Origin of the sequence: Lentisalinibacter orientalis, assembly GCF_040706535.1 — a bacterium.
Classification (GTDB): Bacteria; Pseudomonadota; Gammaproteobacteria; order Steroidobacterales; family Woeseiaceae; genus Lentisalinibacter; species Lentisalinibacter orientalis.
The window spans coordinates 1,017,278-1,029,719 of sequence record NZ_JAPDRJ010000001.1 but is presented as its reverse complement, the minus strand read 5'-3'; the positions used below and the strand labels follow the sequence as shown (position 1 = coordinate 1,029,719).

The following is a 12,442-nucleotide window of genomic DNA, read 5'->3' as shown; positions in this document are numbered from 1 at the left end:
ACGGCAGCCCGCCGGCATTGACGCAAGCGAGTGTCGGCCCTATTATTCACCGAAAAGTATTAATTAAAACGATGCGAACCAACGACGTTCTGGACAACACGATGATCGCCCTCGCGGACCCGGTGCGAAGACGCATCCTTCAGCGTCTCGAGGCGGGCGAGGCACGGGTGACCGACCTGGCCGCGCCGTTCGACATCTCGCTCAACTCCGTCTCGAAGCACATCCGGCTGCTGGAGCGCGCCGGCCTGGTGCGCCGGCGGCGGGCCGGGCGCGAGCATTTTCTGTCGCTGGATCCCGCGCCGCTGGATGCGGCCGCGGCATGGATAGAGGAGCGGCGGCGATTCTGGGCCGGACGGCTGGATGCCCTGGAAGAGGCGATCGCCGCGGACGGGCACAACACGGGGGAGTGAAGCATGAACGAGTACGGTGAATGCCATGCGCCGGGCTGTATCCGCTTCGAGCGGCTGCTGCGCGCGCCGGCCGACTTGGTCTGGCAGTACCTGGTGGATGCGGAGAAGCGCTCGCGGTGGCTCGCGGACGGCGAGTTCGAGCTGCGCGCGGGTGGGCGGGCCGAGTTCGTGTTCCGGAACGGGGATCTCTGCCGGCCCGGCGACGGGCCGCCGGAGAAGTACCGGTCGCTGTCCGGGGAGGCGCGGCTCGAGGGCCGCGTGCTGGAGGTGGACGCACCGTCGCGCCTGGTCCTCGAGTGGCCGTCGGATCACGGGCCGCCGAGCATAGTGACGTTCGAGCTGGAGCCGCGGGGCGGCGAGACGCTGCTGAGGCTGACCGAGACCGGACTGGCCGCGCGCGGCGACCTGCTGGGTGCCGCCGCCGGCTGGCATGCCCACCTCGACATACTGGCGGCGCTGGCGGGCAGTGCCCCGCCGCCCTCGTTCTGGTCGAACCATACCCGGCTGGAAGCCGAGTACGGACTCCGGCTGTCCTGAGCGGCCGATCCGGTCAGTAGCCGTCGCCGATGGGCGAGCCGGGCGGCACCGTGGTCTCGGGCAGCTGTTCGACGTAGGCCGGGTCGTCGCCGAAACGCTCGATGTCCTGACGGGCGGCGGTGCAGGCGGCCCGCCAGCGCGCATCCATGCGGCCATCCAGGCGGTCTTCGAGCCAGTCGTCGAGATTGTCTATGGCGCCGGTGGCGAGCATGCGCACGGCGGGGTCGGCGTCCTCGTCGGCAGCCAGGCGCATGAGAGCGTGCAGCGTCTGGCGGTTGGTGCGCCGGTGGATGAGGCCCTCCATGCGATCGCGGCGGTCTGCATACCAGGTGGCTTCCAGCACGGCGTCGACCAGCTCGGCGAAACCGGGCAGGTCCGCGTCCGCCGCATGCTGGCGCTCCAGGCGGGCGGCGCGAGCGGGGTCGAGCAACGCGGCCAGGGTGAGGGCGACGGCGCTTTCGGCCGGCCCCACCGGGTCGAAGGTGTTGCCGGTCTCGCGCGGGAAGAGTTCGCGGTTCGGGGCGTAGCCGGGCGGCCGTCGCGGGATCAGCTCGACGATGCGGTCCGGCAGGCGCAGGACGGCGGGGTCGAGCAGTGCGATGAGGGCGTCGATGGCGGCGCGCTGGCGCTCAGCGGGCACCTCGGCGGTGATGCGCTGGCCGTCGCCTCGCAGGGCGTAGTCGAAGTAGCGGCCGCCGATGAGTTTGGAGACCGCGCGGATCTGGTAGCGGTGCAGGAGGTACATGGGTACGAGCACCTCCTCCAGCGTCGCCCAGGGGCGGCCGGGGCGGATGTTGCGCTCGCCGAAGCGCTCGAGCACGACGTCGCGGACGCGCAGGAGGTGTTCGAGTTCGGCGATGGCGTCGGCGCCGTTGTCCCAGAGATTGCCGTCCGGGTGCGGCGTGCCGGTGCCGCGGGCGTCCTCGTCGGCGACGTAGGCGTAGCGGGCGGCGGTCTCCGCCAGGATGCGATCGCGTTCGGCTGCGGCGTCGGCGCCTGGCGGGAAGTCCTGGTAGGCATAGAGGATGGCGCGCTCGTCCCATGCGCCGATGCCGGTGTCGTAGGCGGCGGAGAGATCGATGTCGCCCTCTTCGGTAAGGCGGATCAGCGGGAAGGGGTAGTCCATGACCGAGGCCCGGTCCTGGGTGCTGGCGGCGAAGTTGTGCTCGATGCCGAGGGTGTGGCCGACCTCGTGGGCGGAGAGCTGGCGGATGCGGGCGAGGGCCATGGCGAGCATGGGGTCGTCGTCCGGGGAATAAGTTGGAAAAGTTTCGAAAGCTCGGTCCGGCACCTCATACGGTGCCAGCAGGCCCTCCGCGAGGAGGTAGTCCTGGCGTACGCGCAGCGATCCGAGGGTGACGTGGCCCTTGATGATCTCGCCGGTGCGGGGGTCGAGAACGGAGGCGCCGTAGGACCAGCCGCGGGTGGTGCGGTGCACCCACTGTATGACGCTGTAGCGCACGTCCATGGGGTCCGCGTCCTCCGGCAGCAGTTCCACCCGGAAGGCATCGCGGTAACCCGCTGCCTCGAAGGCCTGGTTCCACCACGCGGCGCCCTCGATCAGGGCGCTGCGTACCGGCTCCGGCGCGCCCCGGTCGACGTAGTAGACGATGGGCTCCACCGGCTCGCTCATCGGCGCGGCCGGGTCCTGCTTCTCCAGCCGGTGCCGGCGGCCGTAGTCCAGCCGCAGGGGCTCGCCGATCTCCGATGCGTAGTCGATGAAACCGTCGTTGCCGTAGCTGAGGCCGATGATGCCCCCGCGGGGATCGTAGGGCAGCGGTTCGTACCCAGGCGGCGGCAGCCGCACGAAGGAATGATGCAGGTGCACGGTGAAGCTGGTCGGGTCCGGGGCGACCGTGGGCAGCAGTTCGCCCTCCGGCTTGCCGATGAAGGTGACCATGGCCTCGGCCTCGCTGTTGTCCGGGAAGGCCTTCGTGCGTGGCAGGTAGACGGCCGAGCGGTCAGCATCCACCGCATAGGTGCCCTCCTCCATGTCCGCCAGGCGGCGGGCGATGCCGTGAGCGTCGCGGAGCAGGAACGGGGTGGCGTCCACGAACACCGCATCGTTGCGCTCCCCCAGCACCTCGAAGCCCCACAGGACCGAGGTGGCGAAAGACTCCGTGGTGGCGGCGCGTTCCGGGGCATCACCGTCGAGGGCCCGGTAGGCCAGGTTATGCTGGACCAGCAGGACGCGGGGACCGACCCGGCGGAACTCGACCAGGCGGGTGGCCCCGAGCTGCCCCCGGTCCAGACCGATGTCGTTGGAGCCCAGGCCCCGGGCCAGCGAGGACTGGTAGATGAAGGGTTCGCCGAAGGCATCCAGCGCGAGCACCAGGCGGCCGCCCTCTTCGTCCCAGTACATGTCGATGAAGCCGGGCATCGCCTGCCATGCGTCTGGCGCGAAGGCCTCCGGAGTCTCTCCGGCGCGGCCGTCGCCGGACTGGCCGGCGGCGAGCGCCGGGACCGCGAGTGTCAGCAGTATCAGCAGGGCTGGCGGCATGAGGCGTCGTGTCATCGTCGTTGTTCTCGTCGCTTCGTCCGGTGCGTTATCTTGCCCGAGAAAGGCGGCTGACTCATCATCGCCGCCAACCGTATCCGCGATGCCGCCCTGTCTCCCGTCGAGCGAATAGGTTGGAAAAGTTGCAAAAGTTCGGTCCGGCACCTGCCCACCTGCCGCCGATCCGGCCGGCTGCAAGCATTACGTATTGCCGCCGCAAGGGCGCTTGCCACAGCATGATGAGTGCAAGGAAGACCGCGAGCGACCGGTCTCACACCGCGGGCGGCGGTGCCGGCGCGGGCGGTTTCGGGAGGAGACATGAATACGCGCAAGACCCCCTCACGGCCAGGGACATGGCCGCTGCTGTCACTCGTCATACCGCTCCTCGTCTTCGTCGTCCCCGCCGGGGCGGAGAATCTGGTGAAGACGTTCACCGGCTCCGGCCCGGACACGACGCCCCGGTTCGAGGTGGAGGGCCCCTGGCGGGTGGACTGGCAGGCCGAGAGCGAGCATCCCCTGCTCGCCGCCTTCTACAGCAACCTGTACGACGCGCAGACCAGCGAGTATCTCGGCTTCATTACGCAGCTCCGCGGCACCGGCACCGGGTCGAAGTTGATCCGCGAGAGCGGCACGTTCCGCATCGGCGTGTCGGGCAACGACGTGGACTGGACGCTCAGGATCGTGGAGCTGAGCGACGCGGAGGCCGCGGCACTGTCCGCCGGGGCCGGCCGGCGTCCGGCCGCCGATCTGCCGGAATCCCGTGGGGAAGCCGGCGCGCTGGTGGCCGCCGGCTCGTTCATCGGCTGGAACGTCGTCGACGAGCGCACGCTGGACCTCGTCACCGGCGAGGACGGTCTCGTACTGGAGGCGACGCTGACCGCCCCGTGCCCGGGCCTGACCGAGACCGGGGAGGTGCTGTTCGTGACGCCGGACACCGGCGCGACGAACGTCTACAACTCGATCCTGCTGGACGACGGCACGCGCTGCTACTTCGAGCGGGTGGTGCCGCAATACCGCTAGGCAATACCGCCAGGCGAAGCGCCTCGCCGACTGCGATAACGACCGGCCGCCGCGGCGATTGCCCCTATTGCCGCGATGGGCCGGCCGCGGCCCGGGCCCGCTCGATGACCCGGTCCAGACGCTCCAGGTGGGACCCCGGCCAGTAGACGCGCCCGCAGCCCGTACAGCGGCGGAAGTCGCGGTAGACGAGGAATACCTGCAGCGGGACCCTCAGGGCGGCCTCCCGGCGGCGCATCGGCACGCACTCGCCGTTGCACTCCAGGCAGCGGGCGTAGGGCTCGAAGTCCGGGCCGAGCTGAAGGGCCCGGACCACCTCCTCCAGCTGGGCCGCCGGCGCTGTAGCGCGCAGCCAGTAGCCGTGGGTCACCCGCCCGTTGCGCAGGATGCCGATATCCCGCGTGAGGATAATTCGGTGCTCGGCGAGGGAGCGGTCGATGATCTCGTCGTCGCCGAGGTCGTTCCGCCACACCGTGTCGTAACCCAGCAGGCGGAGGTAGCGGGCCAGCGTGCCGAGGTGCACGTCCGCGATGAAGCGCGTCACCCGCAAGGGCGCCGGGCGCAGCCGGACCAGGGGCGAGACGTCGAGACGCTCGAACACCGGATAGACGGCCACCCGCTCGCCGCCGCGCAGCCGGTGGCCGAAGTCGACGGACTCGCCGTCGACCAGGATCACGTCGATCTCGGTGTGGGGCACGCCCAGCGCCTCGACGGTGTCCTTGACCGAGGGCGTGTCGGTGAAGCGGTGGACGAAGCTGCGCTTGCGCCGCGCCGTAGGCAGGAAGTCGTTCAGCTCCTCGTAGAAGCGGAACTCCGCCTCGCGCGCGGGTTTGGCATGAGGGTCGTCGGGAGGAGCTGCCATGTGTAATGTAGGAGGGCCTTCAGGCCCGACGCTGTAGGAGGGCCTTCAGGCCCGACGGGGTAGCCACCAGAGTGTAAGCCACCATGCAGGAGACCGCCGTCAACGTCGTCTGGCTCGGCTTCGCCGCGAGCCTCGTGGCCGGGCTGGGCACCGGCGTCGGCGCCGTGGGCGTGTTCTTCGTCCGCCGGCTCACGGACGCCACCGAGGATCTGCTGCTGAGCTTCGCCGCCGGCATCATGCTGGCCGCCTCTTTCTTCTCGCTGCTGCTGCCGGCCATTGCCTACGGCGAGGCGGAATTCGGCGGGAGGCAGGTGGCGGTTGGCGTGGTCATCGCGGGCCTGCTGCTCGGCGCACTGGCGCTGGCCGGCATCCATCGCTACGTACCCCACGAGCATTTCTTCGCCGGGCGTGAAGGCCCGGACACCGCAGCGCTGGAACGCATCTGGTTGTTCATCATCGCCATCACGCTGCACAACTTCCCCGAGGGCATGGCCGTCGGGGTCGGTTTCGCCGGCGGCAACGTCGATAACGGGCTCGCGCTCGCCACCGGCATCGGCATCCAGAACCTGCCCGAGGGCCTGGCCGTGGCCGTCTCGCTGATCGGTGCGGGATACACCCGCCTGCAGTCCTGGCTGGTGGCCTTCCTCACCGGCCTCGCCGAACCGATCGGCGGACTGTTCGGCAGCGCCGCGGTGTCGGTCGCCGGGCCGCTCATGCCCTGGGCGCTGGCCTTCGCCGCCGGCGCCATGCTGTTCATCATCAGCGACGAGATCATCCCGGAGACCCACCGGCGGGGGCTGCAGAACATCGCCACCTTCTCGTTGCTGGCCGGCTTCGTGGTGATGATGTTCCTGGACGCGACGCTGGGATAAATCCTGCCGCGGCACCTTGATCGAGCCGGATCCGCGCCCATGTCTGAAGCATAAGCGCAGAAAAGGAGTACTACGCATGGCCGACAAGAGCACCTATCAGAAAAAGCTGGAAGCCCAGCTCGAGGAATGGAACGCCGAGATCGACAAGCTGCAGGCGAAGGCGAAGCGGCAGCGGGCCGATGCCGAGGCGGACTACTCCGAGGCGATCGAAGACCTGAAGTCCCGCCGTGACGACATGAAGAAGCGGCTCGAGGAACTGAGGGAGGCCAGCGACGACGCCTGGGAGGACATCAAGGCCGGCGCCGAGAGCGCCTGGCAGTCGATGTCCGCGGCCGTTAAATCGGCCACGTCGCGCCTGAAACAGTAGACTGTCCCCCGGGGCGCCGGTCGGGTCCGGCCCGGCCGGCGCCTCTCTATGTCCGCAGATCGCTCACTGTCAGGAACGCAGTCAGCAAGGAGTCCGCAATGGGTTTGCTCGTAGACGGCCAGTGGAAGGACCAGTGGTACGACACGGAGTCCACCGGCGGGAAGTTCAAGCGCCAGGAACAGGCGTACCGACACTGGATCACCGCCGACGGCGAGCCGGGCCCCTCCGGCGAGGGTGGCTTCCAGGCGGAGCCCGACCGCTATCACCTCTACGTCTCGCTGGCCTGCCCCTGGGCCCACCGGGCGCTGATCGTGCGCGCGCTGAAGGGCCTGGAGGAGATGCTGCCCATCTCGGTGGTGCACTGGTACATGGCCGAGCACGGCTGGACCTTCGAGCCCGGTCCCGGCGTGATCCCGGACCCCATCCACAACGTGGAGCGGCTCTATCAGCTCTACCAGAAGGCGGACCCGGGCTTCACCGGCCGGGTAACGGTGCCGGTGCTCTGGGACAAGCAACGCGACACGATCGTCAACAACGAATCCTCCGAGATCATTCGCATGCTGAATACGGCATTCGATGAGCTCGGTGCCGAGGCCGGCGACTATTACCCGGAGCCGCTGCGCGAGGAGATCGACGCGGTCAACGAGCGCGTCTATCACACGCTGAACAACGGCGTGTACAAATCGGGCTTCGCCACCACCCAGGAAGCCTACGAAGAGGCGGTGTATCCCCTGTTCGAGACCATGGACTGGCTGGAGGAGCGTCTCGCCGGCTCACGCTGGCTGGTCGGGAACACCCTGACCGAGGCCGACATCCGGCTGTTCACCACCCTGGTGCGGTTCGACCCGGTCTACCACGGCCACTTCAAGTGCAACGTCCGCCGGCTGACCGAATATCCGAACCTGTGGGGCTTCACCCGGGACCTGTACCAGCACCCGAAGATCCGGGAGACGGTGAACTTCGAGCACATCAAGAAGCACTATTACGCGAGCCACGAGACCATCAACCCCACCCGCATCGTGCCGGTCGGGCCGGAACTCGAGTTCGAGGCCCGGCACGGGCGGGAGGGCATGTAGCCCCGGCGCCCGAGCCCTATTCCCCGGCGTCGGACGCCTGCCGCGTCGGGAACTGCATGAACAGGTCGTGCACCACGTCCTCGATGGCGGGCTTCGGGTTCTCCAGCGACTCGCGGGTGAGCCGGCCTTCGGCCACACCCTCCCAGATGAGCTGCCTGCGCTCGGCATCGACCACGTCGATGTTGGCGGTGCCCACCCGGTAGTGCACGGTGTCCACCTCCTGCTCGTACATCGGCCAGGCGGTGTACAGGCCGTAGCGGTAGCCGTAATAGCCGACGCCCACGGTCATGGACGGGCGGCTGCGCACTTCGCTGCGCTCGCGCACCCGGGTGTAGAAGTTCACGATCAGGTCCGGGTCGGTCTCCACGTAGCGATAGCCGAGCCCCTCCATCTCGTTGCGCACCGCGCCTTTGAAGTGGCTGGTGATGAGCGAGGAATAGCCGGCCCGGTCGGTGCCCAGCTCCTCGGCGAAGCCGAAGGTCTCGTAGCGGGTGAAGTCGACGCTGCGGTCGTAGTCGGTGCGCAGCTGCGGCCCCGTGGCGCAGGCCGCGACGAGTACGCTGCAGGCGATCGCCAGAACCGTGAACAGTCTCCCTGTTCTCGCATGCATGGCATGCCTCCTTGGCATTGAGGGAAGTGGTGGAGCCGAGGAGGATCGAACTCCCGACCTTCGCATTGCGAACGCGACGCTCTCCCAGCTGAGCTACGGCCCCGTGTTTTCGATAGCGCCTATTTTATCGCAGGCGACGCCGGTTTGGACCATTGCCGACGATGGCAATCAGTCGCCGGCGGCCGGTTCCCCGGATTCGGCACCGTTCTCCGGCGGCGGCTGAGCGGCGGCTGCCGGGCGATCGGCGGTCAGGGTCACTTTCATGGCGACCCGGTCGTTGTCGGTCAACGCCGCTTCGGCCGGTTCGGTCACGAGTACCCGGCCTTCCAGCTCGCTGCCCGCGGCCAGTATGGTCTCGCGCAGATTCGCCGCCCGCTCGGCGGCGAGGGCCGCGAGAGCCCCCTCCTCCAGCGGCTGCAGTGGCACGAGTTCGTCCGCGAGGTCGGCGGCGTAGGCGGTGGCGTCGAAACGCGTCTCGCCAGGCTGGGCAGCTTCGCCCCTGCCCTTCTCCGTCTCCACCGCGCGGGTGTTCTCTGCGCGCAGGGCGTCGAGCCGGGACTGCGGATCCTCCACGGTGGCCAGTTCCCGATACAGCGCCTCCAGTACCTCCCGGCGCCGCTCCGCATACATGCCGCCGGCCTCTCCGTCCTGCGCAACGCCGGCCACCCGCTCCGCGACGGCGGCCTCCAGCTTCGCCTCGCGGAGCGCCCGCGCATCGGCCGCCGGCGCCTGCACCGGCGGCAGCTCCAGTACGAGCTGGGGACGCAGGGTCAGCGCCTCGGCCAGATTCGCCGCCTTCTGCACCTCCGGCGGCGTGAGGTCGGCGCGGCCCGGCAGGAAGGTCACCTGCTCGAGCTCGCTGGCCTCCACGCCGAGCAGGTTGCCGAGCAGGGCGAACGGGGAGGTGGCGATCTTCACGATCAGGTTGCCCAGTGCCTTCATCACGATTCCGCCGATGCTGAACTCGGGATCGTCGACCTCACCGGTGATGGGGATATCCACGTCGATGGTGCCGCTCGCGTCCTTCAGCAGGGCCACGGCGAGTCCCAGCGGCAGGCTCATGGCGTCGGGGTGATCCACCTTCTCGCCCAGCTCGAATTCCCGCAGCACGATGTTGTTGTCGCCGACGAGGCGACCGTCGGTGAGCCGATAGCCGAGATCCAGATCCAGCCGGCCGCTGGCGATCTTGCGCCCGGCGAACGGCACCGAGTAGGCCGAGAAGCGGGGCATGGCCACGTTCTCGAACTCCGCGCGCAGGTCCGTATTCTCGGCCGGCGCCAGGGGCGTGACGCTGCCGGTGATCCGCAGGAAGCCGAACTCGTCCACCGTACCCTCCAGCGATACCGAGGACGGTTCGGCACTGGCCGTGGCAATCGTGGAGAGCTCGCCGTTCAGCCCGGCGATCTTCACGCTGAACGGCAGCGGCAGCGAGCGGTCGGCGAAGTCGGCGGCGCCGTCGGCGATCACCACCCGGCCCACCATCACGCGGATCGGCAGCTCCTCGCCTTCCGCCGCGGACGGCCCGGACTCGGCCGCGGCCGCCCCGTCGCCGGCCGGCTCACTCGCGTCGGCATCGGCGTCGGCATCGGCATCGGCGTCGGCATCGGCATCGGCATCGGCGTCGGCGTCGGCATCGGCCTCGCCCTTCGCCACCCGACCGAGGTTCACGCGGCCCTCTTCGGTAATGAGGATGTCGCCGTAAGGCCGCTCCAGGCGCACCTCGGAGACCTCGAGGTCCCGGTTCGCCAGGCTGAAGACGATGCCGCTGGCGACCACCCGGTCCCAGCTGCCGAGCCGGGTGCCGAGGTCGGTCTCGGTGATCAGGAAATCCCTGACAGCGACGTCGCCCTCGAAGCGCAGCGGATCGTCCGGGGAGGTGGCCAGCCGGGCATCGGCGTCGAGCAGGCCGGAGTCCAGGCTGACGTCCGCGAGCGGCTGGATGTACGGGTGGCTCCATGCCAGCGGGATGCCGTCGATGGCGAGGCCGAAGTCGGCCCGCAGTTCCGGCAGCACCGCCAGGGTGCCGTCCAGCTCCGCGCGGCCGCCGCGGCCGGCCTGCAGGGACAAGGTGGCGGGGAACGCGGCGCCAGTCTCGTTGCTGAGGTCCCGAATCTCCAGTTGCACGGCGTCGACACCCATCTCAGCGGCCGGCTCCACGCTCTCGTCGCGCAGACTCGCCGCCAGGTCGGCGATATGCAAGCGCGCAAGGGAGAGGCGCCAGGGTTCGCCGTCGTCCACCGTCTCCCCGGTAGCCGGCGCGGGTTCCCTCGTCGCCATATTGCGCACGACGTCGAGCGTACCAGTCGCGTCGCGTTGCAGCGCCAGCACGGCCCCCTCGATGCCGAGGTTCTCGGCGGACACGCTGCGCTCGGGCCAGCGCAGGCGACCGCCGGCGAGGGCGATCCGCGGCACCGAGAGGAGTTCCCGCGGCTCGCGACCCGGCCGGCCGTCGGCTGCTGCCGGGAAGGTGAGTATGCGCACGTCGTTGAAGACCACGTCGAGGTCGTCCACCGTCGCGCCAAGGAGGCCGTCCGGCCGGGCGGCGACGTTGTAGGTGAAGTCGATGTCGGCATCGCCGTCGGTGATGTCCAGGCCGGTCTCGTGGCGGATGTAGGCCGAGAGCAGCTCGAAATGGGAACCGTCGATCGCCGCCTCCCCTGCGGCGCGGAACGGGTTCAGCTGCAGGCTGCCCGACCAGGTGAGCGTGCCTTCGCTCGCCGTCCGGATCACCACCTCCTGGGTGCCCGGCTGCTCCGGCAGGGTGTTCAGCCCCTGGACGCGCACATCGACAGGCCCGAAGCGGGTCTCCACCGGCTGGGGCGGCACCGCGTCGCGCCAGTGCAGGGCGGCGTCGTTCACCACGGCCTCGTGGAGGATGAGGCGCAGCGGTCCGCTCTCCGTCTGCGGCGGCGGCTCTTCGGCTGCCGACGGACGCGCCTCCAGCAGGCGGCGGAAGTTGAAAGCCCCGTCGCCGTCCCGGGAGACGAATAGCTCCGGGGCGTCGAGACGAAACTCGGCGAAGGTCCAGGCCCAGCGGAACAGCGAACTCGTCTGGAAGTTGACGTGGATCTGCCGCGCCCGCGCCAGCGGTTCGCCGGCGGGATCGTCCAGCTCCAGGCCGTCGATCGTGAGGCTGAACACGTACGGGTTGATGGCCACGCGCTCCAGCCGGAGTTCGGAGTCGAACTGCTGGGCCACCGCCTTGACCGCCTGGCGCTCGACCAGCCAGGGCGCGAGGAAGAAACCGGCCAGAGTCCAGGCCGCGATGAGTCCCGCCAGGACGATCAGCAGGCGGCGGTGGCGTTGCACGAAATCACGCATGGGCGGCTCCCTCCGCGGCCTCCTCCTGTTCGGTCTCCTCGTGCCATTCGAAAATGTTCATCTCGATGAAGATGAAGGCCACAAGCCACAGGAAGGCGTCCCAGAAATCGAGGAAATCGCCGTCGATGCCCCAGTAGATGGCGCAGGCGAACAGCACGGCATAGAGGAAACCCTTGATCCATTTGTTGATGGCCAGCAGGCGGTCGCTCAGCAGGCCCTTCAGCTGCAACCACACCTCGGCCTCGAGCAGGGCCACGACGATGAGCCAGTCGCCGGCATTGATGATATCCGTCAGCGCCAGCGACTTCGCCAGCCCGAGCTGCTCCGGCGTGCCCACGATCTTCGTGCCCGCGATCTGCAGGATGGGCTGGCCCTGCATGGCCGCGCAGGCCTCGGCGGTCAGGCGCGGGTACTCGTCCAGGGTGGCCACCCAGGCGTAGCCCTGGTCTGCCAGCGCGCACACGTTCACGCGGCCCAGCTCGACCAGGTCGGTGACGACGAAGTACTTGCTGACATAGCCGTAGAAGGCATAGACGATGAAGGCGTAGCAGATGCCGCGCACGGCGGTCAGTATCCACTTCAGCCGGCCCTCGAGCTTCTCGTCGGGGATGACCGCCGTCTCGAGCTCGAACAGGAGCAGCAGGACGACCCAGGCCATCGTGTCGACGGTGGCCGAGAACGCCTCCACCAGGTTGCTCCAGGTGACGCCGTCGACGAACACCTCCTTGCTGGCGGCGTAGTCGTCCAGGAAGAACAGCCAGACGTTCAGCGCCAGCAGGCAGTAGACGGTGTACTTGAAGGCGCGGAACCAGACGTGGCCCGGTCCGAGCTTTGTCAGGGCGTTCAACGGCTCACTGCTCCTCTATCCGGCGG

General features: G+C 69.0%; 11 protein-coding genes and 1 tRNA gene. 6 read left to right on the top strand and 6 right to left on the bottom strand.

The features are described from left to right. Positions 1 to 71: 71 nt before the first annotated feature. Together ACJMK0_RS04580 and ACJMK0_RS04575 are read left to right on the top strand one after the other, a co-directional pair. The gene (locus tag ACJMK0_RS04580) at positions 72 to 410 is read left to right on the top strand and encodes an ArsR/SmtB family transcription factor (protein WP_405235955.1); all 339 of its coding nucleotides are present in this window, start codon (positions 72 to 74) and stop codon (positions 408 to 410) included. Between the two features lie 3 nt (positions 411 to 413). Continuing rightward, positions 414 to 947 (top strand): SRPBCC family protein, encoded by a 534-nt coding sequence (locus tag ACJMK0_RS04575; RefSeq protein ID WP_405235953.1) that lies wholly within the window; start codon positions 414 to 416, stop codon positions 945 to 947. A gap of 13 nt (positions 948 to 960) precedes the next feature. Here the strand turns inward: ACJMK0_RS04575 and ACJMK0_RS04570 are convergent, their stop codons facing one another. Beyond that, positions 961 to 3,462: a zinc-dependent metalloprotease gene (locus tag ACJMK0_RS04570; protein WP_405235951.1), complete on the bottom strand. Its 2,502-nt coding sequence runs from the start codon at positions 3,460 to 3,462 to the stop codon at positions 961 to 963. 300 nt (positions 3,463 to 3,762) lie between these two features. Between ACJMK0_RS04570 and ACJMK0_RS04565 the strand changes: the two genes are divergently transcribed. Next, positions 3,763 to 4,464: a hypothetical protein gene (locus ACJMK0_RS04565; protein ID WP_405235949.1), complete on the top strand. Its 702-nt coding sequence runs from the start codon at positions 3,763 to 3,765 to the stop codon at positions 4,462 to 4,464. Between the two features lie 64 nt (positions 4,465 to 4,528). Here the strand turns inward: ACJMK0_RS04565 and ACJMK0_RS04560 are convergent, their stop codons facing one another. Further along, entirely contained in the window at positions 4,529 to 5,323 is a 795-nt protein-coding gene (locus ACJMK0_RS04560; protein ID WP_405235947.1) for a Mut7-C RNAse domain-containing protein, read from the bottom strand. Between the two features lie 83 nt (positions 5,324 to 5,406). Here ACJMK0_RS04560 and ACJMK0_RS04555 point away from each other — a divergent pair, with 83 nt between their 5' ends. The 3 genes from ACJMK0_RS04555 to ACJMK0_RS04545 all read left to right on the top strand — a co-directional run bounded on the left by ACJMK0_RS04555 (position 5,407) and on the right by ACJMK0_RS04545 (position 7,638). Continuing rightward, entirely contained in the window at positions 5,407 to 6,195 is a 789-nt protein-coding gene (locus tag ACJMK0_RS04555; RefSeq protein WP_405235945.1) for a ZIP family metal transporter, read from the top strand. A gap of 76 nt (positions 6,196 to 6,271) precedes the next feature. Then, the gene (locus ACJMK0_RS04550) at positions 6,272 to 6,562 is read left to right on the top strand and encodes a sll1863 family stress response protein (RefSeq protein ID WP_405232585.1); all 291 of its coding nucleotides are present in this window, start codon (positions 6,272 to 6,274) and stop codon (positions 6,560 to 6,562) included. A gap of 98 nt (positions 6,563 to 6,660) precedes the next feature. Further along, on the top strand, positions 6,661 to 7,638 hold the full coding sequence (locus ACJMK0_RS04545; RefSeq protein WP_405235943.1) for a glutathione S-transferase family protein: 978 nt from the start codon (positions 6,661 to 6,663) through the stop codon (positions 7,636 to 7,638). 16 nt (positions 7,639 to 7,654) lie between these two features. On the opposite strand, the gene ACJMK0_RS04540 is transcribed toward ACJMK0_RS04545, so the two are convergent. From ACJMK0_RS04540 to ACJMK0_RS04525, 4 genes are all read right to left on the bottom strand, one after another. Further along, positions 7,655 to 8,248 carry a DUF4136 domain-containing protein gene (locus ACJMK0_RS04540; RefSeq protein WP_405235941.1) on the bottom strand — a complete coding sequence of 198 codons (594 nt, stop codon included), beginning with the start codon at positions 8,246 to 8,248 and terminating at the stop codon, positions 7,655 to 7,657. A 27-nt stretch (positions 8,249 to 8,275) separates the two neighbouring features. Further along, positions 8,276 to 8,351, bottom strand: a tRNA-Ala gene (locus ACJMK0_RS04535). A 65-nt stretch (positions 8,352 to 8,416) separates the two neighbouring features. Then, positions 8,417 to 11,569, bottom strand: coding sequence for a DUF748 domain-containing protein (locus ACJMK0_RS04530; protein ID WP_405235939.1), 3,153 nt, complete (start codon positions 11,567 to 11,569; stop codon positions 8,417 to 8,419). Beyond that, complete coding sequence (locus ACJMK0_RS04525; protein WP_405235937.1) at positions 11,562 to 12,416, bottom strand: hypothetical protein; 855 nt, start codon at positions 12,414 to 12,416, stop codon at positions 11,562 to 11,564. Before ACJMK0_RS04525 ends, ACJMK0_RS04530 begins: the two co-directional genes overlap by 8 nt. Positions 12,417 to 12,442 lie beyond the last annotated feature (26 nt).